Genomic DNA, 25,493 nt, shown 5'->3' with positions numbered 1-25,493 from the left:
AGCGAGGCTACGCGGGGCGCGCGCGGCGCGCGTCAGGAGCGCACGGGTGTGACCCCGCGGGTGCGCGCGACGATCGCCTCGAGCGCCTCGGGGCTCGTCGTGTGCTCGGCCAGCCGGTTCGGCTTGCCGTCGCCGTGGTAATCGCTCGACCCGGTCATGACGAGCCCGAAGCGGGCCGCGTAGCGGTGCAGCGTCTCGCGGCCCTCGGCGGTGTTCTCGCGGTGGTCGACCTCGAGGCCGACGAGACCGGCGTCGACCAGCTGCGCGAGCATCCGCTCATCGATGACGGCCTCGCGACCGCGCGTGGCCGGGTGCGCGATGACGGGCGCTCCCCCGGCCTCGGCGATGATGCGCACGCCGTCGAGCACCGTCGGGGCCGCGTGCGGCAGGTAGTAGCCGGCGCTGAAGTGCAGGATCGTCTCGAAGGCCTCGCTGCGCGTGCGCACGATGCCGCGCGCCACGAGCGCGTCGGCGATGTGCGGCCGGCCGATCGAGACGCCGCCCGACTGGGCGAGCACGTCGTCCCATGTGACGTCGTAGTCCTCTGCGATGCGCGAGACCATGCGCTCGGCGCGCGTCAGCCGGTCGTCGCGGATGCGGCCCGTCTCGGCGACGAGGTCGGCATCGTTCGGGTCGAAGAGGTAGCCGAGCACGTGCACGCTGCGCCACTCGTGCCGCGTCGACAGCTCCATGCCGCGGATGATCTGCAGGCCCGTGCCCGCGGCGGCGGCGACCGCCTCATCCCAGCCCGCGGTCGAGTCGTGATCGGTGATCGCGATCGTGTCGAGGCCGGCGGCGAGCGCCGCGCGCACGAGCTGCGTCGGCGTCTCGGTGCCGTCGGAGACGCTGCTGTGGCTGTGCAGGTCGATCCGCGGCTCGGGCATGCTCCTCATGCTACGCAGGGCGGGCCGCACGCACGCCGGGCGACGGGTGCGCACGCAGCACCGGGGTAGGCTCGCCGGGTCATGATCCGCCGTACCGCTGCCGCCGTGCTGCTGGTCGGCGTCGCGGCGGCCCTGCTCGTGATCGGCTGGCCCAGCCTGTTCGGGCTCGCCGGCGCCCCCGTCATCGCGCAGCTCGTGTCGCTGCGCGCCGCCCTCGCCCTCGTCGCCGTGGTCGCGGCGATCGCGCTGCTCATCGTCGCGGCGGGCTGGCCCGCGGCGCGACGCTTCCTGGCCGGCCTCGCGGTCATCGCGCTCGCCTTCGCCGCCCTCAATCTCGCCGTGCTCTCCAGTCGCGGCTTCGCGACGGATGCCCTGCCCGCGCCCGCCGACGACGAGCTCGTGGTACTCGCCTGGAACACCCTCGGCGACGCGACCGGCGCGCAGGCCATCGCCGACCTGGCCCTCGAGCAGCAGGCCGACGTCATCGTGCTGCCCGAGACGACGGAGGAGACCGCGATCGCCGCGGCGGAGTCGCTGCGCGCGAGCGGCCGCCCCATGTGGGTGCACGCCCTGCAGTTCGACCCGGAGCTCGAGCTCAAGGCCCGATCGACGAGCGTGCTGATCTCCGCCGGGCTCGGCGAGTACGTGCGCGACGACACCGTCGGCTCGACGACCGTGCTGCCGAGCATCGTGCTGCGACCCGCCGACGGCGACGGGCCGACGATCATCGGCGTGCATCCCATCGCGCCGGTGCCCGGTGAGCTCGCCAACTGGCGCGCCGATCTCGCCTGGCTCGACGAGGTCTGCACGGGCGAGCGCGTCATCATGGCCGGCGACCTCAACGCGACCGCCGACCACTTCACCGCGACCGACGACGGGCCAGGCCTCGGCTCATGCGTCGACGCGGCCCTCGCCTCGGGTGCGGGAGCCGTCGGCACGTGGCCGACGCGCCTGCCGCCGCTGCTCGGCGCCCCGATCGACCACGTGCTCGCGACGCCCGACCTGGAGATCCGAGGCTTCCGCGTGATCACGACCCGCGACGACGCGGGCAGCGATCACCGCCCGGTGGTGGCGAGGCTGGCGCCCTGAGAGGATGGGTCGCATGGCTGAGACCCACCAGAAGGATGCCCCGCGCGCGACCGCGAACCGGTCGACGACCCCCGGCTCCGACGCGTTCAAGACCTACATCTCGCAGGGCTGGGCCGAGCGCCCGAGCGCGACGACCGGGCCGCGCGAGCAGGCCGCCTTCGCGGCCGAGCGCCGCGCGCGCCTCTCGGCGCTGCACCCGACGGCGCGCATCCTGGTGCCGGCCGGGCCGGCCAAGCAGCGCTCGAACGACACCGACTACCCGTACCGCGCGCACTCCGCCTTCGCGCACCTCACCGGCTGGGGCGCAGACACGGTGCCCGGCAGCGTGCTCGTGCTCGAGCCTCGCACCACCGAGTCGGGCGAGCCCGACGGCCACGAGGCCGTGCTGTACTTCCGCGAGGCCGCCGGCCGCGACTCGGACGAGTTCTACGCCAACCCCGAGATCGGCGAGTTCTGGACGGGCCCGCGCCCCACGGCCGCCGATGTCGCGCTCGACCTGGGCCTCGCGACGCGCGGGCTCGGCGAGCTCGAGGCCGTGCTCGACGGCGTCGACGCCGACACGTTCGTCGTGCGCGACGCCGACCGCGCGATCACCGACCGGGTGGATGCTCAGCGCCTGCTGCTCGGCGACGCCGACGCTGCCGCCGCTGAGTCGCCCCTCGCCGACGAGCTCGCCGAGCGCGACGCCGACCTGGCCCGCGACCTCAGCGAGCTGCGGCTCGTGAAGGACGCCTTCGAGATCGCCGAGCTGCGCCGGGCCGTCGAGGCGACGAAGCAGGGCTTTGACGACGTCATCGCCGACCTGCCCGAGATCGTCGCGCACCCGCGCGGCGAGCGCCTCGTCGAGGGCACCTTCGACCGCCGCGCGCGCGCCGAGGGCAACACGGTCGGCTACGACACGATCGCGGCGAGCGGCCCGCACGCGTGCATCCTGCACTGGACCCGCAACGACGGCCCCGTGGTGCCGGGCGACCTCATCCTCATCGACGCCGGCGTCGAGCTCGAGAGCTACTACACCGCCGACATCACCCGCACGCTGCCGGTGAGCGGCACGTTCACCGAGGTGCAGCGGCGCGTCTACGAGGCCGTCCGCGAGGCGGCCGACGCCGCGTTCGCGATCGTGAGGCCGGGCATCCGGTTCCGCGAGATCCACGCCGCGGCGATGGAGGTCATCGCGACGAGGACCGCCGAGTGGGGTCTGCTGCCTGTCAGCGCGGAGGAGGCGCTGCAGCCGGAGGGCGGCCAGCACCGCCGCTACATGGTGCACGGCACCTCGCACCACCTGGGCCTCGACGTGCACGACTGCGCTCAGGCCCGCCGCGAGCTCTACCTCGACGGCGTGCTCGAGCCGGGCATGGTGTTCACGATCGAGCCAGGCCTGTACTTCCAGCCCGACGACCTCACCGTGCCGGAGGAGTACCGCGGCATCGGCGTGCGCATCGAGGACGACGTGCTCGTCACGGCCGACGGCTGCGAGAGCCTGTCGGCGGGCATCCCGCGCACGGCCGACGAGGTCGAGGCCTGGATGGCGCGCGGCCGGAGCTGACGCCCGCCGCGGCGCGACCGCGCGGCGCTAGTCGTCGTCGCGGGAGTCGCGGAAGTACCGCACGGCCTGCCACACGAGCACCCCGACGGTCACGAGGCCCATGGCGACGAAGAGCGGCCCGGCGGCGGCCGCGGTGCCGGGGTCGGTCGGGATCGGGAAGGCGAGCATCCGCGTCATCGCCCCTCGTCGTCGGGCGCGTCGGCGCCGTCAGCATCACCCGCATCGCCGGGGTCGCGGAAGTCGTCGGCCGTCGGGAAGTCGTCGGTGTCGTCCCACGTGACCGCGAGCACCTCGGTCGCGTCGTTCGCGGCGTCGATGAGCGCGCGCAGCAGGGCCTCGGCGTCGGCCGCTTGCAGCAGCCGCACGTGATCGAGCGGGCCGAGCGGCGCGATGCCGGCGAGCTGCCACATCGCCTCGACGCGGTCGGCGCTGAGCTCGACGTCGGCACCCCACTGCTGCTCGACGAACTCGCTCGCCTGCGCGAGGGCGCGCCGCACCGTCGACTCGGCCTCGTCGAAGAGCGGACCGAGGGCGTCGTGCCACTCCAGCTCGGGCAGCACCCGCACGTGAGCCCGCGGGTAGGGGTCGTCGTCGAGCCACTCCTCGACCTGGATGCGCTGCGTGCCCTGCGCGATGAGGCCGATGAAGCCCTCGCTCGCCTGCACCTGCGCGATGCGCGCGATCGTGCCGATCGGGAACCGCTGCTCGCCGCCGCCGACCTCCGAGCCGCGTTCGATGAGGACGATGCCGAACTCGGCCGGCTCCTGCTGTAACACCTCCGAGAGCATGACGATGTAGCGCTCCTCGAAGATGCGCAGCGCCGTCGGCATCGCCGGGAACAGCACCGAGCCCAGCGGGAACATCGGCATCACCGTCATGCCTCCAGCGTCGCACCGCAACCTGGGCGATTCGACGGGGTTGCGGGCGCGACACGCGGAACGATCGGGTGACCTTCGCCCCTGCCGATCGGCGGATGCGCGGCACTAGCCTCGCGATGAGCCCACCTGAGGGCATCCTTCGAAGGAGCAGCATGCAGATCAACGGCAAGGTCTTCGCCATCACCGGCGCCGGCAACGGCATGGGGCGCGAGGTGGCGCTCCAGCTCGTCGAGAAGGGCGGCCGCGTCGCCGCCCTCGACCTCAGCGAGGCCGGTCTCGCCGAGACCGTGCGCCTGGCCGGTGCGAAGGGCGACGCGATCTCCACCCACGTCGTCGACATCACCGACCGCGCGCAGGTGGCGGCGCTGCCGGCGGCGATCATCGCCGCCCACGGGCAGGTGGATGCCCTGCTCAACATCGCGGGCATCATCCAGAGGTTCGTGCCCGTCGCCCAGCTCGACTTCGACCAGATCGAGCGCGTCGTGAACGTCAACCTGTGGGGCACGATCAACACCATCAAGGCATTCCTGCCCGAGCTCGTGCAGCGGCCCGACGCGGCGCTCGTCACCGTCGCGAGCATGGGCGCCTACGCTCCCGTGCCCGGCCAGTCGGTGTACGGCGCGACGAAGGCCGCGGTCGCGCAGCTGAGCCGCAGCCTGCACTCCGAGCTCATGGGCACGAAGGTCGCGGTCACGGGCGTCTTCCCCGGCGCGATCGGCACGAACATCGCTGCGAACTCCGGCGTCATGACCGCCGCCGAGATGGAGGCGATGGCGGCGAAGGCGGGCGACGGCAAGCAGCGGAAGACGACGTCGCCGCAGGAGGCCGGCCGACAGATCGTCGAGGCGATCGAGCGCGGCAGCTACGAGATCTTCATCGGGCAGGATGCGACGTTCATGTCGCGGCTGAGCCGGCTGTCGCCGAAGCGCGCGGCCGCGCTCATCCACTCGCAGATGAAGGACCTGCTGGGCTGAGGCCCTCGCCGTGGGCGGGGCGCGGTCAGCGCCCGCTCACGGTGAACGTCTTCGAGTCGGTGCTCGCGACGGCGCCGTCCTTCATCGAGTACTCGGTGATGACGAGCGTGTACTCCCCCGCCGGCCGGGCGCCGAGGTCGAGGCTCCACGGCGCGCGGGCGGGGCACGACTCGGCGCTCATCGCCGTGCCCTGGTCGATGACGGTGCCGCCCTGCAGAAGCTCCCAGCCGAAGGTGGCCTCGAACACGCACGCGACACCGGAGGCGCGCAGCGGGCCGTCGACCGTCTGCCCCTCGCGGGGCGCGTCGATCTGCAGGGGCGTGAGCGTGCTCTCGGGAAGCCCGCGCGCGAACTGGCCCCGGGCATCCACGTGGCCGCCGAGGGTCTCGGGGGTCGCGCCGTCGATCGTGAAGGCGAGGGCGCGGATGCTCGGCTCGATGCCCGCCGCCGTCCAGACCAGCTGCTCGATCGCGACCGCTTCGGCCTCGGCGCCGACGTTCGTCAGCGCGCCGCCGAGGTCGACGCGCAGCACGTCGCCGTCGCGTTCCAGGCCGCGGAGCGGGACCCCGCTCCAGAGGTCGTCGTAATCGGGATCGAGCGGCGCGATGGTGCCCTCGACGAGGCCTCGGATCGCCGCCTCCAGCACGTCGCCGTCGTGGGTGATCTCGCGCACCTCGCCGACGAGGTCGAGGTCGGCGGGATGCGCGACGGCGAAGTACAGCTCGACCTGGGCCGTCGCGCTCGGGCTCGGAGTCGGCTCGGCGCTGGGCCCGCTGGGCGGCGGGCCACCGCACGCGGAGAGCATCAGCAGCGTCAGCACCGCGGGCGCGAGCGGGGTGAGAGCCCGGGGGCGGGTGTGTCGACGGCGACTCATGGGAACCTCCCGTGGGGCGGCCTGCCGGGTGGGGACACGGTAGCCCCGCGCTTGCGGTGCGGGGCAGGGCCGAAGGTCCCGTTGCAGGAGGCGCCGGGCGTTCCGCACGCGGCGAGAGGCGGGGCCGTGTGGGCGGCCCCGCCTCTCGGGCGGCGGCGACGTGACCGGTCGCCGACGGTGATCGCTCGCTCCGCGCCCCCGACGGGCGTGGAGCGAGCGGGCTCAGGCAAAGAGGCTGACGCCTCCGGGGCCGACGAGCAGGCCGAGCACGATCAGCACGATGCCCCAGAGCACCTGACCGCGCACGAGCGTGACGATCCCGGCGATGACGAGGATGGCCGCGATGATCCAGAGAAGTGTTGCCATGGTGGTTGCTCCTTCCGGCCGCGGATCGCGCCTCGGCTCGTGCCGATGACCCCCGACGGCCTGTCGGTATGGCGCGACGCTAACGGGTGCCGAGAACCGGCCCCCAGGGGGTTGACGCGGGGGTGCGGGGCGTGAAACGCCTTCGCCGTCTCACCATCGGCGCGCCTCGAACCAGCTCACGCAGTCGCCCTGGTTGACGAATCGCGGCAGGGTGCTCGTGCGCCAGCCGTCGTTCTTGCACTGCTGCTTGTTCGCGAGCTCGACACCCGTGGAGTACCCCAGCACGAACGGCGAGAAGCTCGTGGTGACGCCGCAGACCCGGCCGACCTCGCGCACCGTCGTGACGTCGACCCAGCGATCGACGTCGAAGTGGTACAGCCGGGGCGGTGTGGCCGCGCGCGCCGGGTCATAGGTGAGGCACACCTCGCGCGGGCCGCTCGTCGTCGCGGTCGTCGAGAGGTGCACGTACTCGGGCGGCGTGAGCGCGAACTGGAAGCCCGACAGCAGCGGCCCCGTGCTGGAGACGATCGCGGTGGTGTCGCCGGCCGTCGAGACGGTGTCGTAGGTGACGGTGATCGTCGACGTCGGCGGCCCGAGGGCGGTCTGCACGCCAGCCCCCGTCGGGGTCGGCACCGACTGCTGCGTCGCCGCGGCGGAGACCAGGAACGCCTGCTCGGTGCCCGCCGGCCACGCGCGCGTCGCGGGGTCGCCGACCACGAGCTGGTAGTGCCCGGTGGGCGTCGAGGGCGGCAGCGTGAACGTCGCCGAGTAGTGACCGTCGGCACCGACGACGGCACGACCCGCCTCGATCGCCCCGGGCGGCAGCTGCGCGCCGGCGAGCATGAACAAGACGTAGTTCAGGCCGGGAGCCATCCAGACGCCGAGCTCGCGCCCGGGCGGCATGTTCGCGGCGGTCACAGTCGCCGTCATGCCCGGGAAGAGGTCCGCCCCGCTGAGGCTGGCGAGATTGATGCCGTACCCCGGTCGGCTGTAATCCAGGAAGGGCACGTGCAGGCCCTCGTTGGTGACGCGCAGCACCTCGCCGATCGGGTCGAGGGTCTCCGAATCCAGCACGGAGAAGACGTAGGTGAGCCCGGGCCAGTCGGGGATGGGAGTGTCGATGCCGCCCGAGGTGACGGAGGTGCTGAAGAAGCTGCGCAGGATGGCCCCGTCGTCGAGGAGCGCGAGCGTGGGCGATCGCCAGAGCTCCTCGAAGACGCGCTCCTCCAGCAGGTCGACGGAGAGCCCGAGGGTGACCTCCTCCTCACCGGTGAGCTGCGCCTGGAGGCGGTAGTACCGCCACTCGTCGGGCCCGAACGCCCACTCCGGCGTGCCGATCACGCGATCGAGCTCAAGCGCGACGCCGTGGGCGGAGGCGGAGGCGATCGGGGTGCTGGTCTCGGCGGCGGCCGGCGGCGCGAGGGCGATCGTGACCGCCACGGCGAGCGTCGACGCCGCCGCGATCGGCCGGAGCCGCCGCCGGCCGGCCCGAGCCGACCGCCGCGTCGACGAGTGGATGGGTGACGTTCCGGATGCGGCCATGAGAGGCTCCTTCGAGCGTGCGAGCGAGAGCGGCGCCGACCCCGAATGCCGGTGTGCGGCGCACAGTACTCCCCTGCACAGCGACCCGGTAGTCGACAGACCCGTGGGTGCAGCGCGACGCTCGAGGGTCAGGGCCGCTGCAGGCTCAGCCAGCGCTCGGTCACGCGGAAGCCCACGCTGCGCACGAGCGCGAGGCTGCGGACGTTCTCGGCGGCGCCGCCGACCGTGAACGCGCGCTCGCCCGCCTCGATGGCCGCGAGCATCCACGCCGCCACGACGGCCGCACCGAGCCCCCGGCCGCGATGGGTCGCCGCGACGACGATGAAATCGTTGTCGCCGCCCGCGCCGACGCACAGGCCGACGAGCCGGTCGCCGTCGAAGGCGCCGAAGCCGCGCCGGCCGCGGCCGGCCCACGCGCGGGCCTCTGCCTCGGTCGTGGGGCTGTGCGTCGTCGCGGGCGTGGAGGGCACGTCGGCCCAGCTCGCGGCGTCGAGCGCGGCGATCGCGGCGGCGTCGGCGGGGTGCAGCTCGCGCACGGCTAGCCCCGCCTGCTCGGCGGCGGCGACGCGCTCGCGCAGGGCATCCACCGCTTCGTCGACCTGCGCGACCGAGTCGAGCCGCAGCTCGGCGCCCCACGACTCGCCGACGACCGCGAAGCCGTCGACGAGCAGCCGATCGAGGTCGGGGTCGGTGTCTTGCAGCACGTGGGTCTCGAGGAGCACGGAGTCGAGACTATGTCGCAGCTCCGACACCGGGCGAGCGTCGTGCGCAGGCGACGTCACGCGCCGTCACGCGGCGGGCGCGCCGCTCGTCACTCCTCGCCGCTGGCCCGCAACCAGCGCGTGAGGATGCCCTCGAGGGCGTGTCGATCGCCCTCCTCGAGCGCGGCCAGCAGCCGATGCTCGTTCGCCAGGTGCGCCTCGAACGCGCGGTCGACGAGGTCTCGCCCGGCGGCGGTGAGCGCCACCACGCGGCTGCGCCCGTCGCCCTCGTGCGGTCGTCGCGCGACGAGCCCGGCGGCCTCGAGCCGGTCGACACGCTTGGTGAGCCCTCCGCTGGAGATCATGACGCTCGCCGCGAGCTCGCTCGGCGTGCGCTCGAAGGGGTCGCCGGCGCGACGCAGGGCGGCGAGCACGTCGAACTCGCCCTCGGTGAGCCCGTGGGCGCGGAAGACGATCGCGAGCTGCTCGCTCAGGTGGCCGTGCAGTCGGGCGAGGCGGCCGAAGACGCCCTGCGGCGAGGGGTCGAGGTCGGGGCGCTCGCGCCGCCACTCCTGCTGGATGCGCGCGACCCTATCGGGCGCCGTGCCGTCGTCGTCGACCATGTCGGGAATATTACCTTCCGTGGAAGACATTATCTCTTCCATGGAAAACATCTGGCGATGGATGCTCGTCGCAGCGATCGCGCCCGTGGCGTGGGGCTCGACCTACCTCGTGACGGCCGAGCTGCTGCCGCCCGAGACCCCGCTGTGGGGTGCGGTGCTGCGCGCCCTGCCCGCGGGCCTGCTGCTGCTCGCGCTACCCGTCGCGCGCGGAGCGCGTCGCCTGCCGACCGGCCCCTGGTGGTGGCGCTCGCTCGTTCTCGGCGTGCTCAACGTCGGAGCCTTCTTCGTGCTCATCTACCTCGCCGCGCAGCTGCTGCCCTCGAGCCTCGCCGCGATGCTCATGGCCGTCTCGCCCGCGGTCATGATGCTGCTCGCCTGGCCGCTGCTCGCCGAGCGGCCCCACGTGCTGTCGCTCACGGGCGCCGTGCTCGGCTTCGTCGGCGTCGTCGTCATGCTCTCCAGCGGCGCGACCGCCGTCGACCTGGGCGGGGTCGCGGCCTCGCTCGCGGCCATGCTCATGTCGTCGATCGGCTTCGTGCTCGCCAAGCGCTGGGGCGGCGGGGTGCCGCCGCGCTCGATGACGGCGTGGCAGCTCACCGCCGGCGGCCTCGCGCTCGCGCCCGTGGCCGTGCTCGTCGAAGGCGCTCCCCCGGCGCTCGATGCCGCCGGCTGGGCCGGGCAGGCCTACATCACCCTCATCGCCACCGCGCTCGCCTGGGTCGCCTGGTTCAGCGCGCTGCAGCGACTGCCCGCGGGCTCGGTGGGGCTCATCGGCCTGCTCAACCCCGTCACGGGCGTCGTGCTCGGAGCCCTCATCGCGGGCGAGTCGTTCACCGCGCCGCAGCTGCTCGGCATGGTGACGGTGCTCGTCGGAATCGCGCTCGGTCAGCCCGTCGTGCGTCGGCTCATGAGGCCGAGGAGGTTGCCCTCGGAGTCGCGCACGAACGCCAGCCACTCGTCGCCGGGCGCGTCGAAGACGCCGTCGGGGTCGGTGAAGACGACGTGCGGCTCGGTGTCGACCTCGACGCCGAGGGTACGCAGGCGCGCGATCGCGGTCGGCACGTCGTCGACCTCGAGGTAGACGAGCGAGCTCGGCGCGTTCACGTCGAGCAGCAGCCGCGTGCCGTCGAGGTCGAAGAAGGCCAGACCGGGCGGATCGAAGCGGGCGATCGGCCCCTGCCCGAGCACGGTGCGGTAGAAGGCGATCGCGCGATCGAGATCGACGGCGCGCTGGGCGACCTGGCGCAGCTTCACGATGCGCTCCTCTCCACAGGGGCGGGCAGGTTCTCGACGAGCCAGTCGTTCCACTCGCGCACGGCGCGCCAGCCCGCGCGCACGCGGTCGAGGCACTCGGGCGCGGTCATCCACTCGGCTGGCGCGTGCTCGGCGGCGACGGCCAGGCGCTTCAGCCGCAGCAGGGCGATCTTCGGGTGGTCGGCCCGGAAGCCGCGCGGGGCGGTGGCGAGGGCATCCGTCGTCATGATCTGCAAGCCGTGATCGGCAGCCTCCTCGAGGGTCGCCTCGAGATCGCCGACGAGGCGGTTGTCGTCGCAGATCTCGCGGAACCGGGCCAGCTGCTCGCGCGTCGGCTGGTACAGCCCGCCCGCGAGCATGAGGCCGTGGTGCGAGAGCTGCAGGTAGAAGGCGGGGCCCGACTGGTCGGCGCTCACGAGGCCGAGGTGATCCTTGTAGGGGCGCTTGTCGGCGGAGAACCGCACATCCTTGTAGGGCCGGAAGATCTTCAGCGGCCCGAACTCGCCGCCGAGCGCGTCGACGAGGCGCTCGACCGGGGCCTTCACGCGCTCGTCGTAGCGCCGCTTGTTGGCCAGCCACCACTCGCGGTTCTGGTGCTGCTCGAGCTCGGCGTAGAAGGCGAAGGCGTCAGGGTCGAGGCCCGAGAAGGGGGTCGCGTCGGTCGTTGCTGTCACGGATGCTCGCCCTCGGCTTGAGAGGCGACGAGCGCCCCGCGCGCGAGCTCAACGCGCTCGGCGAGGTAGGCCGCGAGCGGGCGCAGCGCGCTGTCGGGGGCGGTCGGGATCCAGCGGACGAGGACTTCGGCCGAGCCAGCGTTCTCGCGCAGCACGAGGGGCCCGCGCTCGGCGCGCATCGCCGCGACGTCGTCGAGCGGGATCGGCCGCGAGCCGAGCACGAGGGTCTCGCCCTCATCGAAGCCGGAGTCGAGGGCGAGCTGGCGCAGGGCGCGGCGCTCCTGCGCGCTCGCAGACTGATGGCCCGGCAGCACCTGCCGGCTCGCGCGGACGATGCGGCCAGGGTCGAGCACGTCGCCGTCTCGCGTGGCGAGCAGTGCGCCGAGGAGGAATCCCTCGCCGGTGCGCCGCAGCTTCTCGCGCACCGGAATGAACCCGAGCGCGCGACGCGGCGGCTCGAGCACGGCCAGCTGCTCGGGGCGCGCACCCGCGGCGGCGAGCTCGGCGGCGGCCGCGGCGAGCGCGGCGCGGGCCTCGGCGAGCGCGCGGGGAGCATCCACGCGCCTATCGTGCCGGATGCGGCTGGGCGCCGCACCTGGCCGCACCGTCGCCCGTCGCCGCGTGCGCCCGGAACCGTGCCGCTAGCTGAGCAGACCGACGACGAGACCGGCGAGGGTCAGGCCGACGACGTCGCCGCCGACCTCGATCGCCCACACCCTGAAGCCGTCGCCGCCGAAGAGCCGGTGCGAGAGCGAGCTCGCCGCGACGAGGCCGAGGCCGAAGAGCAGGCCGCCGAGGGCCCCGCCGAGCGGTCCGACCGGGTCGCCCGTCGCCTGCGCGACGAAGCCGAGGATCACCGCGAGCGTGAAGACCTGCACGAGTGCGCCGACCGCCGTCGCGCCGAAGACGACCGCCATGCCGTGGCTGCCCTGCGGCTCGGCCGGATCTTTGCCGCGCAGGCGCATCCAGGCGGGGTAGAAGGTCTTCGGGCCGAACCAGATGGCGCCGGTCACGAAGTAGACGACGAAGCCGGCGAGGATGGCCAGCCAGGAGAGCTCAGGGAAGGACATGGCGCGACCGTACTCCCGCGAGAGCCCGGGCGGCGAGAGCGACTTACCCTGGACGGATGCACCTCCGCCGCCTCATCGCCCGGATCTTCTGGGCGCTCAGCCGCTGGCGCCTCGTCACCGAGCCGGCGCCCGACCGCCCCACCGTGCTCATCGGCGCCCCGCACACGTCGAACTGGGACTTCGTGTTCATGCTCGGCATCGCATGGAAGCTCGACCTGCACATCCGCTGGCTCGGCAAGAAGAGCCTGTTCGCCGGCTGGCGGGGGCCCATCATGCGTCGCCTCGGCGGCATCCCTGTCGATCGGGATGCTCCCGGCGACGTGGTGCGCGAGGTGGTCGAGCGCATCCGCTCGGGTGAGCGCTTCAGTCTCGTCGTCACGCCCGACGGCACCCGCTCGGGCCACACGCACTGGAAGTCGGGCTTCTACCGCATCGCGCGCGAAACGGGGATGCCGGTGACGCTCGGGTATGTCGACCGCACCACCATGACCACCGGGCTCGGACCGACGTTCGAGCTCACGGGCGACGTCGGGGCCGACATGGATCGGGTGCGGGCGTACTACGCCGACAAGGCGGGACACCACCCGAAGCATCGGGTCGAGCCGCGGCTGCGGGAGGAGCTGGCGGGGGGCTGAGCCTGCACCGGTCTCAGAGGAGGAATGTCGCCTGGCTGATCGCGGTCGAGAACAAAGACAGCCAGACGATGAAGAAGACTACCTGCGCGGTCGCCCCGATCGCACCGATGATCACTGCGGCGCGGGCCAGTCCTCGACCGTCCTCCCCGGTGCGTTCGATCTGCCGCCGAGCAATGACGCCGAGCACGATGCCGACGACCGGGATCACGAAGCTCGCGATGAAGCCGACGAGGGCGAGCGTGTTCGTGCGGGGCGGCTGGGCGGCGGTCATGCGCTCATCCTCACATGCAGCACGCGCTGGAACGGTTGGCGACAGGGCGCAGAACCTGCGTCGCGCCCCGCGAGCGCTGCTGTCACACGTTGAAGCGGAACTCCACCACGTCGCCGTCCTGCATGACGTAGTCCTTGCCCTCGATGCGCGCCTTTCCGCGGGCGCGGGCCTCGGCCACCGAACCGCACGCGACGAGGTCGTCGAACGAGATGACCTCCGCCTTGATGAAGCCCTTCTCGAAGTCGGTGTGGATGACGCCCGCCGCCTGCGGAGCCTTCCAGCCCTTGCCGATCGTCCAGGCGCGCGACTCCTTGGGGCCGGCGGTGAGGTAGGTCTGCAGGCCGAGCGTGTCGAAGCCGATGCGAGCGAGCTGGTGCAGCCCGCTCTCGGTCTGGCCGGTCGAGGCCAGCAGCTCGGCGGCATCCTCAGCGTCCATGCCGATGAGCTCGCTCTCGATCTTCGCGTCGAGGAAGACGGCCTTCGCCGGCGCAACGAGCGCCGCGAGCGCGTCCATGCGCGCCGGGTCGCCGAGCACTCCCTCGTCGACGTTGAAGACGTAGATGAACGGCTTGGCCGAGAGCAGGCCGAGCTCGCGGATGGGCGACGCGTCGAAGCCCGCCGCCGAGAGGGTAGTGCCCGCGGAGAGCAGCGCGTGAGCATCCTGCGCCGCCTGCAGCACCGAGGGGTCGAGCTTCTTGCCCTTGACCTCCTTCTCGTAGCGCGGGATCGCCTTCTCGAGCGTCTGCAGGTCGGCGAGCATGAGCTCGGTGTTGATGGTCTCCATGTCGCTGGCCGGGTCGACCTGGCCTGCGACGTGCACGACGTCGCTGTCGGTGAAGGCGCGCACGACCTGCGCGATCGCATCCGACTCGCGGATGTTGGCGAGGAACTGGTTGCCGAGCCCCTCGCCCTCGCTCGCGCCCTTGACGATGCCGGCGATGTCGACGAACGACACCGTGGCCGGCAGGATGCGCTCGCTGCCGAAGATGCCCGCGAGCACCTGCAGGCGCTCATCGGGCAGCTCGACGATGCCGACGTTCGGCTCGATCGTCGCGAACGGGTAGTTCGCCGCGAGCACGTCGTTCTGGGTCAGCGCGTTGAACAGGGTGGACTTGCCGACGTTGGGCAGGCCGACGATGCCGATAGTGAGAGCCACGAGGCACCAGCCTACCGGCGGGGCGCGCGGCGCTCGCCTGCACGGCGGCGCGCTCAGATCGGGGGCGGATGCCCGGGTTAGCCTCGAAGGATGACCCCCGTCACCGACGACGCCCCCTTCACCCCCGCCCCCACCGATCGCACCCGCCCCGAGCTGCGCGGCACCTTCGGCATGGCGGCGAGCACGCACTGGCTCGCCACCGCGACCGCCCAGTCGGTGCTCGAGCGCGGCGGCACCGCGATCGACGCCGCGGTGGCGTGCGCGTTCGTGCTGCACGTCGTCGAGCCGCACCTGAACGGGCCGGGCGGCGACCTGACCGGCCTCGTGGCGCCGGCGGGCGAGGCGCCGATCGTGCTGGCCGGGCAGGGCGCGGCGCCCGCGGGCGCGACGATCGCGCACTACCGCGGGCTGGGCCTCGACGAGGTGCCTGGCGCGGGACCGCTCGCCGCGGCCGTGCCGGGCTCGGTCGTGACGTGGCTGACCCTGCTCGCCGACCGCGGCACCTGGGAGCTGCGCGACGTGCTCGCCCCCGCCTTGCGCTACGCCGCCGACGGCCACCCCGTGCACGAGAACGTGGTGCGCACGATCCGCGCGGTGGCCCCGCTGTTCGAGGAGCACTGGCCGACCTCGAAGGCGCAGTGGATGCCCGGCGGCGAGATCCCCGCGCCCGGCGACATGATCCGCAACGAGGCGTGGGCCGGGGTGCTGCGGCGACTGATCTCGGCCGGCGAGTCGACGGGTTCGCGCGAGGATCGCATCCATGCCGCGATCGGCATGTGGCAGCACGGCTTCGTCGCGGAGGAGATCGAGGCGTTCGTGCAGACCCCCGTGCGGCACTCGACCGGCGGCGATCACGCGGGCGTCATCACGGCGGCCGACGTCGCGGCGTTCGCGCCGGCGGAGGAGGAGCCGGTCGTCACGACCTTCCGCGGCGTCGATGTCGTCAAGGCCGGGCCGTGGACGCAGGGGCCCGCCCTGCTCATGGCGCTGGGCATCCTCGAGGCGCGCGCCGCGACGCACGGCGACGGTGTGCTCGACCCCTCGACCGAGCTCGGCGTGCACACCATCGTCGAGGCGCTCAAGCTCGCGCTCGCGGACCGCGACGCGTGGTTCGCCGACCCGGCGGCGGTCGACGTGCCGCTCACCGACCTGCTGTCGCCCTCGTACCTGGCGTCGCGGGCCAAGCAGATCGGCGACGAGGCCTCGCGCGAGGTGCGGCCCGGCAGCCCCGGCGGCCGATGGCCGTGGATGCCCCCGGTCGTCGACCACGGGGCCGCCGTCGCGGGCGGCGCGGCCTCGTCGTCGGGCGCGGGCGAGCCGACGATCGACCGCAGCGGCCGCTCCCGCGGCGACACGTGCCACCTCGACGTCGTCGACCAGTGGGGCACACTCGTGTCGGTGACCCCCTCGGGCGGGTGGCTGCAGTCCTCCCCCACGATCCCCACCCTCGGCTTCTGCCTCGGCACGCGCGCGCAGATGATGTGGCTCGACCCGGCGTCTCCGTCGCGGCTGCAGCCGGGCATCCGCCCCCGATCGACGCTCTCGCCGACGATGCTCGCACGCGACGGGGTCGTGTTCGAGGCGCTCGGCACGCCCGGCGGCGACCAGCAGGATCAGTGGCAGCTGCTCTACCTGCTGCGCCGCATCGTCGGCGGGTACGAGCCGCAGCAGGCGATCGATGCGCCGATGTTCCACACGGACGCGATGGTGGCGTCGTTCCAGCCGCGCACGGTGCAGGTCGCGTCGCTCACGGTCGAGTCGAGGCTCGGCGACGAGGTGATCGAAGGACTGAAGGCGCGGGGTCACGATGTGACGGTCGTCGGACCGTGGACGCTTGGCCGCATGAGCTGCGTCGGCATCGACCGCGAGCGCGGCTGGATGTACGCGGCATCGAACTCGCGCGGGGCGCAGGGGTACGCGGCCGGCCGGTAGGGCACACGGGCTAGCGCGGCGTCGGCACGAGCTCGACGCTGCGCACGGCGCCGTCTTCGACCTCGAGCGTCATGACCGTGCCGACGGGCTGCCGCCGCCGGTCGGTGGGCGAGCCCGGGTTGAGCAGGCGCACGCCGCCGGGCGTCGTCGAAGCCCAGGGGATGTGCGAGTGGCCGAAGACGAGCACGTCGGCCGGGGCATCCGACGACGGGCCGAAGCGGGCGTCGCAGCGCACCTCGCGACCCGCCGCCGCCCCCGTCTCATGGATGACCGCGATGCGCACGCCCTCGACCTCGACGCGCGCAACCTCGCCGAGCCGCGCCCACAGCTCCGGCCCGTCGTTGTTGCCCGCGACGCCGATGAGCCGCCGTGCGCGGGCCTGCAGTGCGTCGAGCGTCGCGACGTCGACCCAGTCGCCGGCGTGGATGACCAGCTCGGCCTCGTCGACGAGCCGCCAGACCTGCGGCTGCAGCTCGCGAGCCCGCACGGGCAGGTGGGTGTCGCTGAGCAGCAGGATCCTCACGCGAGCACCCTAGGCGAGCATCCGGTGGTAGCGTCGCGCCATGCGCCGTACTCGAGCAGTGCTCGCCATCGCCGTCGCCGCCGCCGTGAGCGCCTCAGGCTGCACGACTGCGGAGCCGGACTGGGATGCGGCGCAGGCGCGGGCCGACGCGTTCCTCGAATCGGGTGGCGGGGCCGGCGCGCTCGGCGGTGCGTCCGGCCGGATGTCCGCTGGCGACGACCGCGCCCCGGGCGAGGGCACCACGCTCACCTTCCCCGGCCCGACGCGCGTCGACCTCATCGAGCTCGTCTGCTTCGGCGACGGCGAGGCAGCGATGAGCGTCGAAGCCCAGCACTCCGGGGGCAGCGTGGGGCTGGAGACCGATGTGGTGTGCGACGGCGAGCCCACGCGCGTGAAGTTGCCCGACCCGCGGGACCGCATCACCGAGGTCACGCTCGACGGCGTGCTGCGCGGCGGCTCCGGCGCCGTGTTCGCCGCCGTGATCGAGGGCGAGGTCGGCTAGCCGATCATCCGCCTGATCACGCCGCCCTCGTCAGCCGGGATCACGCGAGCGACGGCACCGCTGCCCGCACCGCCGGCATCACGTCGCGCGCGAGCGCGCCCAGGATGCGCGCGTTGAAGTCGACCCCGAGCTGGTTCGGCACGGTGACGAGCAGCGTGTCGGCGGCGAGCACCGCGGCGTCGCGCGAGAGCTCCTCGGCGAGGCGGTCGGGCGTGCCGATGTACTGACGCCCGAAGCGCGAGCGAGACCCGTCGAGCATGCCGACCTGGTCGCGCTGCTCCGCCTGCGCGTGCAGCCCGAAGTAGTGCTCGGTCTCGTCGTCGATGAGCGGGATGATGCTGCGGCTGACCGATACGCGCGGCTCGCGCTCCCACCCGGCGGTGGCCCACGCCTGCCGGAACAGCGCGATCTGCTCCGCCTGCAGCTCGTCGAACGGAACACCCGTGTCCTCGGTGAGCAGCGTCGAGCTCATGAGGTTCATGCCCTGCTCGGCGGCCCAGACGGCGGTCGCGCGCGTGCCGGCTCCCCACCAGATGCGGTCGGCGAGGCCGGGCGACTGCGGCGTGACGGGCAGCAGCCCGACCGTGCCGACCATCTGCGGGTTGGCCGGCGCGAGCCCGACCCCGGTCAGAGCCTCGCGAAAAGCGGCAGTGTGCCGCCGCGCCATGTCCGCATCGGTCTCCGACGCCGACACCCCGTCAGCGGCCCCCGGCACGTGCCCGAACACCTCGTACCCCGCGATCGACGTCTCGGGTGACCCCCGGCTGATGCCGAGCTGCAGGCGCCCGCCCGAGATGAGGTCGGTCGCGGCGGCGTTCTCGGCCATCGCGAGCGGGTTCTCGTACCGCATGTCGATCACGCCGGTGCCGAGCTCGATGCGCGAGGTGCGCGCGGCCGCGGCGGCGAGCATCGGGTAGGGCGACGAGTAGTTCTTCGCGAAGTGGTGCACGCGGTAGAAGGCGCCGTCGACGCCGGCCTCCTCGGCCGCGACGGCGAGCTCGATGCCCTGCAGGATCGCGTCGCCGCCGGTGCGCGTCAGCGAGCCGGGAACGTTGCTCCAGTTGCCGAACGAGAGGAAGCCGAGGCGCGTCATGCTCATGCGAACGCATGCTTCGGCGCGGCTATTCCTCGCGCCGCGACTCCTCGGCACGAGCATCCGTCGCAGGATGCCCGTGGCCGACGATCTCGATCGGCGCCGTGTGCGTCGCCCCGGGCTCGGCCGCGCCGTCGGCGACGAGGGGCGGGTCGGCGGGCACCCGCGGCGGACGCGTCGCCAGGTACACGCCCACGAGCACGATGACGCCGCCGACGATCTGCCACACCGTCACGACGTCGCCGAGCGCGAGCGCGATGATCGTCGTGAACACCGGCAGCAGGTTCAAGAACACGCCCGTCTTCGCCGGACCGAGGGTCGCGGCGGCGATGTTCCACAGCAGGTAGGCGAGCGCGCTCGGGAAGACGATGATCCACGCCAGGCCGAACCATCCCGCGGCGGTCGGCTCGGCGGGCGCGCCGACGATCGCGAGCACCGGCAGCAGCACGGCGACGCTCAGCGCGACCTGCACCGCCGTCGCGGTGATCGGCGGCGTGCGCAGGCGGCGCGAGACGATGACGTAGGCCGTCCAGACGACCACGGAGGCGACGAGCAGCAGGTCACCGACGCTGACCGCGAGGCCGGATGCTCCGCTCTGGCCCGCGAGCACGACGAGCAGCACGCCCACGATCGACAGGGCGATGCCCGCGACGCCGATGCGCGTGACGCGCTCGCCCAGCAGGATGACCGCCGCGATCGTGATCGTCGCCGGGCTCATGGCGCTGATGACGCCCGCGTTCACCGACGAGCTCGTCTCGAGCGCCGCGTAGAGGAAGAGCGTGTACCCGACCATGCCGAGCAGCGCCTGCAGCAGGTGCCAGCCCCACTCGCGCCACGCCGCCCGCCAGTCGGGGCGCTCGAGCCACCACGCGATGAGCAGCAGCAGCGGCAGCGCGCCCAACCAGCGGTAGGTGGTCAGCTCGAGGGGCGTGAACTCCTGGATGAGCCGGGAGCCGAAGATGAAGTTGGTGGCCCAGAACAGCTGCGCCAGCACGGGCGGCGCGAAGCGGCGGAGGGAGTGCACCCCTCCAGGCTAGAACCGTGCGGGCCCGAACGATGACGCGGGCGCCGGCGCATCCGCGCGGCGGCGCGCGCGGAGCGCCGCACCCCCGCCGTCGGAGCCCCGTGCGACCCTGGAGGGGTGCCGCTGAACTTCACCGCCATCGACTTCGAGACCGCCAACAACCACGCGGCCTCGGCCTGCTCGGTGGGGCTCGTGAAGGTCGTCGACGGTCGCGCGGTCGATGCGGCGAGCTGGTTCATCCGCCCGCCGCTCGGCTACGACCACATGCTCGAGTGGAACACGCGCATCCATGGCATCACCGCTGCCGACATCGCCGACGCTCCCCTGTGGGCCGATCAGCTGGATGCCCTGCTCGAGTTCGTCGACGGCGACGTGCTCGTGGCCCACAACGCGGGGTTCGACATGGGCGTGCTGCGCGCGGCGACCGAGGCGAGCTTCCTCGAGGTGCCGAGCCTGCGCTACCTGTGCAGCCTGCGGGTGGCGCGCCGCACCTACCACCTCGACTCGTACCGCCTGCCGGTGGCCGCAATGGCGGCGGGCTTCGAAGACTTCCAGCACCACGACGCGCTCGCCGACGCGCAGGCCTGTGCCGCGATCGTCGTGCACGCGGCGAAGCGGCACGACGCTGCCGACGTCGACGAGCTCGCCCGCATCACGGGGGCGAGCATCGGCGCGATCGGCGCGGCGGCCGACGAGCTCGCCGCCGAGCGCCGCCCCGCCGCACTCGCCTAGTGCCGAGCGCCTAGCGCCGAGCGTCGCCGTCGCGGCGCGCATGGGCGCCGTCGATGTCGTTCGAGTCGAGGGGGCGCCCGCGATCGCCGGTGAGCTTGTGCGCCTCGCCGAGCCGCTCGTCGGCGCGGTGGTGCACCTGCTGCGCTGACCGGGCGTGCTCGTCGGCCTCCTGCCGCAGGCGCTGGGCCTCGACCTCGGCCCGCTGCGCCTCGGCCTGCGCCTGCGCGGCGCGCGCCTCGCGGTCGGCGGCCGTGAGGCGGTCGCGCTCGGCCTGCTGGCGCAGCTCGTCGGCGCGGCGGCGCTCCTGCTCCTGCCGCTGGGCCTTGCCGCGGCGGGCGACGACGACCGCGATCGCCGCGACGAGCAGCAGCACGACGATGACGACGATGATGACGGTGGTGGTCTGCGTGTCGTTCATGGCCGAGAACGTAAGCCGCCGCCGTCGACGCCGTGAGGGCGTTGACAGCGGCGGCTGGCGGTGGGCGCGAGACGTCGCGAGCGCAGGCTCAGCCCTTGCGCACGACCGAGCTCACGGGCGTGGGGTTGGCGAAGAGGTCGAGCACGGGGCAGTGCGCGTCGACGGCGGCGCGGAGCTCCTGGTAGCGCTCCTCCGACTCGGGGCCGGTGAGGGTGATGACGAGGCGGATGTCGCTGAACCCGGCGCGCACCGACTCGTCGATGCCGAACAGGCGCCGAGCATCCAGGTCGCCCTCGGCCTGCACGTCGATCTCGTCGACGACGATGCCGAGCGCCTGCGCGTAGAGGCGGTAGACGACGACCTGGCACGAGATGAGCGCGCCGAGCGCGTACTCGACGGGGCTCGCGGCGACGTCGTCGCCCGCGAGGGCGGCCGGCTCGTCGACGACGAACTCGTGCCTGCCGGCGCGGATCGTCGTGGCGACCGAGCCCTCGCCCGCGCCCGAGACGCGGTAGGTCAGCTGGGCAGAGGCGGGGTTCTGCGCGATGCGCTCGCCCCATGCGGCGGCGGCCTCGGTGAGGCGCGCGGCGCGCTCGTCGGCGGCGGTGTCGGGAACGGCGGGTGCGGTGAGAAGGCTCATGCGGGCACGCTAGGCGGATGCTCGGCGCGCGTCACGCGGGCTCGTCACGTCGCGCAACGCTCGGTCATGCTGCGTCGCACGACGTCACACGACGTCATGCGCCGCGACACCGGAACGGGGCTCGCGCCGCAGCGCGAGCCCCGCATCCGCCCCCGGGGTCTCGCCCGGGAGGGCACCGATCAGTTCTGCGGGAACCCCAGGTTGATGCCGCCGTGGCTCGGGTCGAGCCAGCGCGAGGTGATGGCCTTCTCGCGCGTGAAGAAGTGCATCGCCTGCGTGCCGTAGGCCTTCGTGTCGCCGAACAGCGAGTCCTTCCAGCCGCCGAACGAGAAGTAGCCGACCGGCACGGGGATCGGCACGTTGATGCCGACCATGCCGACGGTCACCTCGTTCTGGAAGCGGCGGGCGGCGCCGCCGTCGTTGGTGAAGATCGCGGTGCCGTTGCCGTACTGCGAGCCGTTGATGAGGGCCAGGCCCTCCTCGTAGCTCTTCACGCGCACGATCGAGAGCACGGGGCCGAAGATCTCCTCCGTGTAGACGCGCGAGGTGGTCGGCACGCGGTCGATGAGGGTCGGGCCGAGCCAGAAGCCGTTCGCCTCGCCGTCGACCTCGACGCCGCGGCCGTCCACGACGATCGACGCGCCGTCGGCCGTCGCGACGTCGAGGTAGCCGGCGACCTTGTCGCGGTGCTCCTTCGTGATGAGCGGGCCCATGTCGCAGTTGCGCGTGCCGTCGCCGACCTTCAGGCCGCTCATGCGCTCGGTGATCTTGCCGATGAGCTCGTCGGCGACCGGCTCGACGGCGACGACGACCGAGATCGCCATGCAGCGCTCGCCGGCCGAACCGAAGCCGGCGTTGACGGCCGAATCGGCGACGAGGTCGAGGTCGGCGTCGGGCAGCACCAGCATGTGATTCTTCGCGCCGCCGAGGGCCTGCACTCGCTTGCCGTTGGCGGTGCCGCGCTCGTAGATGTACTTCGCGATGGGCGTCGAGCCGACGAAGCTGATCGCCGCGACGTCGGGGTGGTCGAGCAGGGCGTCGACGCTCTCCTTGTCGCCGTTGACGACGTTGAGCACGCCGTCGGGCAGGCCGACCTCCTGGAAGCGCTCGGCGAGCCAGATCGACGCCGACGGGTCCTTCTCCGAGGGCTTCAGCACGACGGTGTTGCCCGCGGCGATCGCCATCGGGAAGAACCACAGCGGCACCATCGCCGGGAAGTTGAAGGGGCTGATGATGCCCACGACGCCGACGGGCTGCTTGATCGAGTACACGTCGACACCGGTGGAGACGTTCTCGCTGTACTCGCCCTTGAGCAGCTGCGGCAGCGAGGTGGCGAGCTCGACGACCTCGAGGCCGCGCGCGATCTCGCCGAGCGCGTCGGAGGTGACCTTGCCGTGCTCGGCGGTCAGGATCGCCGCGAGCTCCTCCTTGCGGGCGTTGATGACCTCGCGGAAGGCGAACAGCAGCTGCTGGCGCTTCGCGAGCGACATGCCGGCCCAGCCGGGCAGCGCCTTCTTGGCGGCGGCGACGGCGGCCGCGACGTCGTCGGTCGTGGCGAGCGCGACCTCGCGCTGCACGGCACCGGTGGCCGGGTTGTAGACGGGGGCGGTGCGAGTGGATGCTCCGGCGAACGTGGCGCCGTCGACCCAGTGCTGCACGAGCGACATGGTGGTGCTCCTGTCGAGAGGGAAGGGAAGGTGATCTCAGTGTGCGCGCGCGTCGCATCTGCGATCAAGCACCAAGCACGCACACTCGATGTGCGGAAACGCACATCGCCTCAGCGTCGGGGCACGAGCTCGTCGCGCCGACGCGCGACCTCCTCGTGCAGCGCCTCGCGCACGAGGCGCACGGCATCGACCGCGGGGCTCTCCGGCCGCGTCGACAGCGTGAACCGGAGCCGGAAGTCGACCAGCTCGGGCAGCACGGGCACGAGCCGGGAATCCCCCTCACCCATGAAGGCGTGCAGCAGGCCGATGCCCGCGCCCGCCGCGGTCGCCTCGACCTGCGCGAACACGCTCGTCGAGCCGAGGCCGAGGCGCATGCCGCCGAGCACGGGGGCGAGGTCGAGCTCGCGCACCGTGAGCAGGGCATCCACGTAGAACACCAGGTCATGGCCCTCGAGGTCGGCCAGCGCGCGCACGGGCGGTCGGGCGGCGAGGTAGTCGGGCGAGGCGTAGAGGCGCAGCGCGTACTCGGCGAGCGGCTCCGACTGCACGCGCGCACCGCCCGCCGCGCCGATCGTCACCGCGAGGTCGAACCCCGAGCCGCGCAGGCTCAGCGGGCGGGTCGAGGTGACGAGCTCGAGCGCGACGCCCGGATGCTCGGCCCGCACCCGCGCGAGGGCCGGCGCCACGAACACCGCGCCGAAACCGTCGGGGGCCGCGACGCGCACGGTGCCGCGCACGGAGGCGTCACCCGCGGCCGCCGCGACGACCTGCTCGACGATGCCCTCGAGCGCGGATGCCCGCTCGACCACCTCGCGGCCGATCGCGGTGAGCTCCCACCCGTCGGCGCCGCGGTCGAGCAGCCGGGCCGCGAGCGCGGCCTCCAGCCGGTCGATGCGCCGCCGCACGGTCGTGTGATCGACGCCGAGCAGCGCCGCGGCGGAGGTCAGCCGCCCGACCCGCGCGACCGCGATGAGGTAGCGCACGTCGTCGGTGCTGACGTCGTGCGGGCGGGGCGCGGCCATGCGCTCACCCTACGACCCGGCGACGGCGTCGATGTCGGATGCCCCTGCCACACTGCTGGCTATGGACTTCCTGCTCCCCCTCCTCGTCGGCGCGCTCCTCGGCCTGCTGCTCGGTCTCGCCGTCGGGCTGCTCGTGGCTCGGCGCGCGCGCCCCACGACGGAGGACCCGGCGGTCGTCGAAGCGCGGCACCAGGCGCTGCTCGCCGAGGTGCGGGCGGAGGAAGCCGCGCACCGCGCCGCCCTCACCGCCGAGCTCTCGGGCCTGCAGGCGACGGCGAGCGCGCTGCGCGAGCAGCTGGCACAGCAGCAGGAGCAGTACCGCGAGCTGCTCGACCGCCAGCGCGTCGAGCAGCAGGCGCAGGCGGAGCGCGAGCGAGCCGAGAGCCGCGTGCTGCAGCAGCTGACCCCCGTACAGGAGATGCTGCGCAGCATGCAGGCGAAGGTCACCGAGCTCGAGACGCAGCGCAGTCAGCAGCACGGCGAGCTCTCGCAGCAGCTGCGTCAGGCGACGGAGGCGGAGGAGCGCCTGCGCGCGACGGCCGAATCGCTCGCGAGCGCGTTGCGCAACAACGCCACGCGCGGTGTGTGGGGGGAGACCCAGCTGCGCACGCTCGTGGAGTCGGCCGGGCTGCTGAACCGGGTCGACTTCTTCCTGCAGGAATCGATCGAGGCCGACGGCGCCGCGCGCCGCCCCGACATGGTGCTGCGCCTGCCGGGCGGCAAGTCGATCGCGGTCGACGCGAAGGTGCCCTACAACAGCTACATCGAGGCCAGCGCGATCCCGGCGACCGCGACGGGCGAGGAGGAAGCCCGGCGCTCGGCGCTGCTCGCCGAGCACGCCAAGCGCATCAAGGCGCACGTCGACGCCCTCGCCGCCAAGCACTACTTCACGGGTCTCGAGGCGAGCCCCGAGTTCACGATCGCGTTCATCCCCAACGAGCCGCTGCTGGCGGCGGCGCTGGAGAAGGATCCGACCCTGCTGGAGTACGCATTCTCCAAGCGCATCGCGCTCGCGAGCCCGGTGAGCTTCTGGGCGGTGCTGAAGACGGTGGCCTTCACCTGGCAGCAGGAGGTGCTGACCGACGAGGCGAAGCTGCTGTTCGACCTCTCGAAGGAGCTCTACACGCGCGTGGCGAAGCTCGCCGAGCACGCCGACGCCCTCGGCGGCGCGATCGAGCGCAGCGTCAAGGCCTACAACCAGTTCGCGAGCTCGCTCGAGAGCCGCGTGCTCGTGACCGCGCGACGGCTCGACGGCCTCGACGAGAGCAAGGTCATCGCGGCTCCCCGCACGATCGATGAGCAGCCGAAGCAGCTCACGGCGCCGGAGCTCACCGAGTCGATCATCAGCGGATCCATAAGCGAAGAGGGTTCAGAGCCGGCGGCCTGACGGCTACCATCGGGCG

General features: G+C 73.0%; 29 protein-coding genes and 1 pseudogene. 9 read left to right on the top strand and 21 right to left on the bottom strand.

Annotation, left to right across the window (positions count from 1 at the left end):
* Window positions 1–32: 32 nt before the first annotated feature.
* The gene (locus ID804_RS02905; RefSeq protein WP_169077437.1) at window positions 33–884 is read right to left on the bottom strand and encodes a PHP domain-containing protein; all 852 of its coding nucleotides are present in this window, start codon (window positions 882–884) and stop codon (window positions 33–35) included.
* Between the two features lie 81 nt (window positions 885–965).
* Here ID804_RS02905 and ID804_RS02900 point away from each other — a divergent pair, with 81 nt between their 5' ends.
* A complete protein-coding gene (locus tag ID804_RS02900; protein ID WP_169077436.1) occupies window positions 966–1,973 on the top strand; it encodes an endonuclease/exonuclease/phosphatase family protein in 1,008 nt (335 codons plus the stop codon).
* A gap of 13 nt (window positions 1,974–1,986) precedes the next feature.
* Window positions 1,987–3,519 carry an aminopeptidase P family protein gene (locus tag ID804_RS02895; RefSeq protein ID WP_169077435.1) on the top strand — a complete coding sequence of 511 codons (1,533 nt, stop codon included), beginning with the start codon at window positions 1,987–1,989 and terminating at the stop codon, window positions 3,517–3,519.
* Between the two features lie 27 nt (window positions 3,520–3,546).
* On the opposite strand, the gene ID804_RS02890 is transcribed toward ID804_RS02895, so the two are convergent.
* Together ID804_RS02890 and ID804_RS02885 are read right to left on the bottom strand one after the other, a co-directional pair.
* Window positions 3,547–3,696, bottom strand: coding sequence for a hypothetical protein (locus tag ID804_RS02890; protein WP_169077434.1), 150 nt, complete (start codon window positions 3,694–3,696; stop codon window positions 3,547–3,549).
* Complete coding sequence (locus tag ID804_RS02885) at window positions 3,693–4,397, bottom strand: LON peptidase substrate-binding domain-containing protein (protein WP_169077433.1); 705 nt, start codon at window positions 4,395–4,397, stop codon at window positions 3,693–3,695. Before ID804_RS02885 ends, ID804_RS02890 begins: the two co-directional genes overlap by 4 nt.
* Window positions 4,398–4,549: 152 nt before the next feature.
* Between ID804_RS02885 and ID804_RS02880 the strand changes: the two genes are divergently transcribed.
* Entirely contained in the window at window positions 4,550–5,371 is an 822-nt protein-coding gene (locus ID804_RS02880; RefSeq protein WP_169077432.1) for an SDR family NAD(P)-dependent oxidoreductase, read from the top strand.
* 25 nt (window positions 5,372–5,396) lie between these two features.
* On the opposite strand, the gene ID804_RS02875 is transcribed toward ID804_RS02880, so the two are convergent.
* From ID804_RS02875 to ID804_RS02855, 5 genes are all read right to left on the bottom strand, one after another.
* Window positions 5,397–6,245, bottom strand: coding sequence for a Gmad2 immunoglobulin-like domain-containing protein (locus ID804_RS02875; protein ID WP_169077431.1), 849 nt, complete (start codon window positions 6,243–6,245; stop codon window positions 5,397–5,399).
* Between the two features lie 222 nt (window positions 6,246–6,467).
* Entirely contained in the window at window positions 6,468–6,611 is a 144-nt protein-coding gene (locus ID804_RS02870; protein ID WP_169077430.1) for a GPGG-motif small membrane protein, read from the bottom strand.
* 150 nt (window positions 6,612–6,761) lie between these two features.
* Window positions 6,762–8,153, bottom strand: coding sequence for a hypothetical protein (locus ID804_RS02865; protein ID WP_169077429.1), 1,392 nt, complete (start codon window positions 8,151–8,153; stop codon window positions 6,762–6,764).
* Window positions 8,154–8,281: 128 nt separating this feature from the next.
* Window positions 8,282–8,875, bottom strand: coding sequence for a GNAT family N-acetyltransferase (locus tag ID804_RS02860; RefSeq protein ID WP_169077428.1), 594 nt, complete (start codon window positions 8,873–8,875; stop codon window positions 8,282–8,284).
* Between the two features lie 89 nt (window positions 8,876–8,964).
* Complete coding sequence (locus ID804_RS02855) at window positions 8,965–9,507, bottom strand: MarR family winged helix-turn-helix transcriptional regulator (protein ID WP_223158889.1); 543 nt, start codon at window positions 9,505–9,507, stop codon at window positions 8,965–8,967.
* On the opposite strand from ID804_RS02855, the pseudogene ID804_RS02850 reads away from it, so the two are divergent.
* Window positions 9,434–10,348, top strand: a pseudogene (locus ID804_RS02850) (DMT family transporter); the annotation flags it as partial. The gene ID804_RS02855 and the pseudogene ID804_RS02850 sit on opposite strands and share 74 nt — an antisense overlap.
* A gap of 14 nt (window positions 10,349–10,362) precedes the next feature.
* Here ID804_RS02850 and ID804_RS12165 read toward each other — a convergent pair.
* From ID804_RS12165 to ID804_RS02835, 4 genes are all read right to left on the bottom strand, one after another.
* Complete coding sequence (locus ID804_RS12165) at window positions 10,363–10,731, bottom strand: VOC family protein (RefSeq protein WP_317451141.1); 369 nt, start codon at window positions 10,729–10,731, stop codon at window positions 10,363–10,365.
* Complete coding sequence (locus ID804_RS02845; protein ID WP_169077426.1) at window positions 10,728–11,405, bottom strand: DUF2461 domain-containing protein; 678 nt, start codon at window positions 11,403–11,405, stop codon at window positions 10,728–10,730. Before ID804_RS02845 ends, ID804_RS12165 begins: the two co-directional genes overlap by 4 nt.
* Window positions 11,402–11,965 (bottom strand): hypothetical protein, encoded by a 564-nt coding sequence (locus ID804_RS02840; RefSeq protein ID WP_169077425.1) that lies wholly within the window; start codon window positions 11,963–11,965, stop codon window positions 11,402–11,404. Before ID804_RS02840 ends, ID804_RS02845 begins: the two co-directional genes overlap by 4 nt.
* 81 nt (window positions 11,966–12,046) lie before the next feature.
* Window positions 12,047–12,475 (bottom strand): DUF1761 domain-containing protein, encoded by a 429-nt coding sequence (locus tag ID804_RS02835; protein WP_169077424.1) that lies wholly within the window; start codon window positions 12,473–12,475, stop codon window positions 12,047–12,049.
* Window positions 12,476–12,531: 56 nt separating this feature from the next.
* Between ID804_RS02835 and ID804_RS02830 the strand changes: the two genes are divergently transcribed.
* Window positions 12,532–13,110 carry a 1-acyl-sn-glycerol-3-phosphate acyltransferase gene (locus tag ID804_RS02830; RefSeq protein ID WP_169077423.1) on the top strand — a complete coding sequence of 193 codons (579 nt, stop codon included), beginning with the start codon at window positions 12,532–12,534 and terminating at the stop codon, window positions 13,108–13,110.
* Window positions 13,111–13,123: 13 nt separating this feature from the next.
* Here ID804_RS02830 and ID804_RS02825 read toward each other — a convergent pair whose 3' ends face one another.
* The gene (locus ID804_RS02825; protein ID WP_169077422.1) at window positions 13,124–13,381 is read right to left on the bottom strand and encodes a DUF4190 domain-containing protein; all 258 of its coding nucleotides are present in this window, start codon (window positions 13,379–13,381) and stop codon (window positions 13,124–13,126) included.
* 82 nt (window positions 13,382–13,463) lie between these two features.
* Window positions 13,464–14,537 carry a redox-regulated ATPase YchF gene (gene ychF / locus ID804_RS02820; RefSeq protein ID WP_169077421.1) on the bottom strand — a complete coding sequence of 358 codons (1,074 nt, stop codon included), beginning with the start codon at window positions 14,535–14,537 and terminating at the stop codon, window positions 13,464–13,466.
* Window positions 14,538–14,627: 90 nt separating this feature from the next.
* Between ychF and ID804_RS02815 the strand changes: the two genes are divergently transcribed.
* Complete coding sequence (locus ID804_RS02815; RefSeq protein WP_223158888.1) at window positions 14,628–16,469, top strand: gamma-glutamyltransferase family protein; 1,842 nt, start codon at window positions 14,628–14,630, stop codon at window positions 16,467–16,469.
* Window positions 16,470–16,479: 10 nt separating this feature from the next.
* On the opposite strand, the gene ID804_RS02810 is transcribed toward ID804_RS02815, so the two are convergent.
* The gene (locus ID804_RS02810; RefSeq protein ID WP_169077420.1) at window positions 16,480–16,992 is read right to left on the bottom strand and encodes a metallophosphoesterase family protein; all 513 of its coding nucleotides are present in this window, start codon (window positions 16,990–16,992) and stop codon (window positions 16,480–16,482) included.
* A 40-nt stretch (window positions 16,993–17,032) separates the two neighbouring features.
* Between ID804_RS02810 and ID804_RS02805 the strand changes: the two genes are divergently transcribed.
* A complete protein-coding gene (locus tag ID804_RS02805; RefSeq protein WP_169077419.1) occupies window positions 17,033–17,494 on the top strand; it encodes a hypothetical protein in 462 nt (153 codons plus the stop codon).
* Between the two features lie 40 nt (window positions 17,495–17,534).
* Here ID804_RS02805 and ID804_RS02800 read toward each other — a convergent pair whose 3' ends face one another.
* Together ID804_RS02800 and ID804_RS02795 are read right to left on the bottom strand one after the other, a co-directional pair.
* Entirely contained in the window at window positions 17,535–18,587 is a 1,053-nt protein-coding gene (locus tag ID804_RS02800) for an LLM class flavin-dependent oxidoreductase (protein WP_169077781.1), read from the bottom strand.
* 28 nt (window positions 18,588–18,615) lie between these two features.
* Entirely contained in the window at window positions 18,616–19,611 is a 996-nt protein-coding gene (locus ID804_RS02795) for a DMT family transporter (protein WP_169077418.1), read from the bottom strand.
* A gap of 117 nt (window positions 19,612–19,728) precedes the next feature.
* Between ID804_RS02795 and ID804_RS02790 the strand changes: the two genes are divergently transcribed.
* Window positions 19,729–20,343 (top strand): exonuclease domain-containing protein, encoded by a 615-nt coding sequence (locus tag ID804_RS02790; protein WP_169077417.1) that lies wholly within the window; start codon window positions 19,729–19,731, stop codon window positions 20,341–20,343.
* A 10-nt stretch (window positions 20,344–20,353) separates the two neighbouring features.
* On the opposite strand, the gene ID804_RS02785 is transcribed toward ID804_RS02790, so the two are convergent.
* From ID804_RS02785 to ID804_RS02770, 4 genes are all read right to left on the bottom strand, one after another.
* Window positions 20,354–20,761 (bottom strand): hypothetical protein, encoded by a 408-nt coding sequence (locus ID804_RS02785; protein WP_169077416.1) that lies wholly within the window; start codon window positions 20,759–20,761, stop codon window positions 20,354–20,356.
* Window positions 20,762–20,849: 88 nt separating this feature from the next.
* A complete protein-coding gene (locus ID804_RS02780) occupies window positions 20,850–21,401 on the bottom strand; it encodes an OsmC family protein (RefSeq protein WP_169077415.1) in 552 nt (183 codons plus the stop codon).
* Between the two features lie 179 nt (window positions 21,402–21,580).
* Window positions 21,581–23,068: a CoA-acylating methylmalonate-semialdehyde dehydrogenase gene (locus ID804_RS02775; protein ID WP_169077414.1), complete on the bottom strand. Its 1,488-nt coding sequence runs from the start codon at window positions 23,066–23,068 to the stop codon at window positions 21,581–21,583.
* Between the two features lie 110 nt (window positions 23,069–23,178).
* A complete protein-coding gene (locus ID804_RS02770) occupies window positions 23,179–24,090 on the bottom strand; it encodes a LysR family transcriptional regulator (RefSeq protein WP_169077413.1) in 912 nt (303 codons plus the stop codon).
* 61 nt (window positions 24,091–24,151) lie between these two features.
* Here ID804_RS02770 and ID804_RS02765 point away from each other — a divergent pair, with 61 nt between their 5' ends.
* Window positions 24,152–25,477, top strand: a complete 1,326-nt coding sequence (locus ID804_RS02765; RefSeq protein ID WP_169077412.1) for a DNA recombination protein RmuC — start codon at window positions 24,152–24,154, stop codon at window positions 25,475–25,477.
* Window positions 25,478–25,493: the final 16 nt, after the last annotated feature.

Origin of the sequence: Microcella alkalica (assembly GCF_014595885.1) — a bacterium.
In the GTDB taxonomy this organism is placed as follows: Bacteria; Actinomycetota; Actinomycetes; order Actinomycetales; family Microbacteriaceae; genus Microcella; species Microcella alkaliphila_B.
The sequence above is the reverse complement of the archived record's forward strand: the minus strand, read 5'-3'. Positions and strand labels throughout refer to the sequence as shown.

Bases quoted from the DNA above. Each gene is read 5' to 3' on its own strand.
- ID804_RS02905 (WP_169077437.1), bottom strand. From the start codon at position 884: ATGCCCGAGCCGCGGATCGACCTGCACAGCCACAGCAGCGTCTCCGAC.
- ID804_RS02900 (WP_169077436.1), top strand. From the start codon at position 966: ATGATCCGCCGTACCGCTGCCGCCGTGCTGCTGGTCGGCGTCGCGGCG.
- ID804_RS02895 (WP_169077435.1), top strand. From the start codon at position 1,987: ATGGCTGAGACCCACCAGAAGGATGCCCCGCGCGCGACCGCGAACCGG.
- ID804_RS02890 (WP_169077434.1), bottom strand. From the start codon at position 3,696: ATGACGCGGATGCTCGCCTTCCCGATCCCGACCGACCCCGGCACCGCG.
- ID804_RS02885 (WP_169077433.1), bottom strand. From the start codon at position 4,397: ATGACGGTGATGCCGATGTTCCCGCTGGGCTCGGTGCTGTTCCCGGCG.
- ID804_RS02880 (WP_169077432.1), top strand. From the start codon at position 4,550: ATGCAGATCAACGGCAAGGTCTTCGCCATCACCGGCGCCGGCAACGGC.
- ID804_RS02875 (WP_169077431.1), bottom strand. From the start codon at position 6,245: ATGAGTCGCCGTCGACACACCCGCCCCCGGGCTCTCACCCCGCTCGCG.
- ID804_RS02870 (WP_169077430.1), bottom strand. From the start codon at position 6,611: ATGGCAACACTTCTCTGGATCATCGCGGCCATCCTCGTCATCGCCGGG.
- ID804_RS02865 (WP_169077429.1), bottom strand. From the start codon at position 8,153: ATGGCCGCATCCGGAACGTCACCCATCCACTCGTCGACGCGGCGGTCG.
- ID804_RS02855 (WP_223158889.1), bottom strand. From the start codon at position 9,507: ATGTCTTCCACGGAAGGTAATATTCCCGACATGGTCGACGACGACGGC.
- ID804_RS02835 (WP_169077424.1), bottom strand. From the start codon at position 12,475: ATGTCCTTCCCTGAGCTCTCCTGGCTGGCCATCCTCGCCGGCTTCGTC.
- ID804_RS02830 (WP_169077423.1), top strand. From the start codon at position 12,532: ATGCACCTCCGCCGCCTCATCGCCCGGATCTTCTGGGCGCTCAGCCGC.
- ID804_RS02825 (WP_169077422.1), bottom strand. From the start codon at position 13,381: ATGACCGCCGCCCAGCCGCCCCGCACGAACACGCTCGCCCTCGTCGGC.
- ID804_RS02815 (WP_223158888.1), top strand. From the start codon at position 14,628: ATGACCCCCGTCACCGACGACGCCCCCTTCACCCCCGCCCCCACCGAT.
- ID804_RS02805 (WP_169077419.1), top strand. From the start codon at position 17,033: ATGCGCCGTACTCGAGCAGTGCTCGCCATCGCCGTCGCCGCCGCCGTG.
- ID804_RS02800 (WP_169077781.1), bottom strand. From the start codon at position 18,587: ATGACGCGCCTCGGCTTCCTCTCGTTCGGCAACTGGAGCAACGTTCCC.
- ID804_RS02785 (WP_169077416.1), bottom strand. From the start codon at position 20,761: ATGAACGACACGCAGACCACCACCGTCATCATCGTCGTCATCGTCGTG.
- ID804_RS02780 (WP_169077415.1), bottom strand. From the start codon at position 21,401: ATGAGCCTTCTCACCGCACCCGCCGTTCCCGACACCGCCGCCGACGAG.
- ID804_RS02775 (WP_169077414.1), bottom strand. From the start codon at position 23,068: ATGTCGCTCGTGCAGCACTGGGTCGACGGCGCCACGTTCGCCGGAGCA.
- ID804_RS02770 (WP_169077413.1), bottom strand. From the start codon at position 24,090: ATGGCCGCGCCCCGCCCGCACGACGTCAGCACCGACGACGTGCGCTAC.
- ID804_RS02765 (WP_169077412.1), top strand. From the start codon at position 24,152: ATGGACTTCCTGCTCCCCCTCCTCGTCGGCGCGCTCCTCGGCCTGCTG.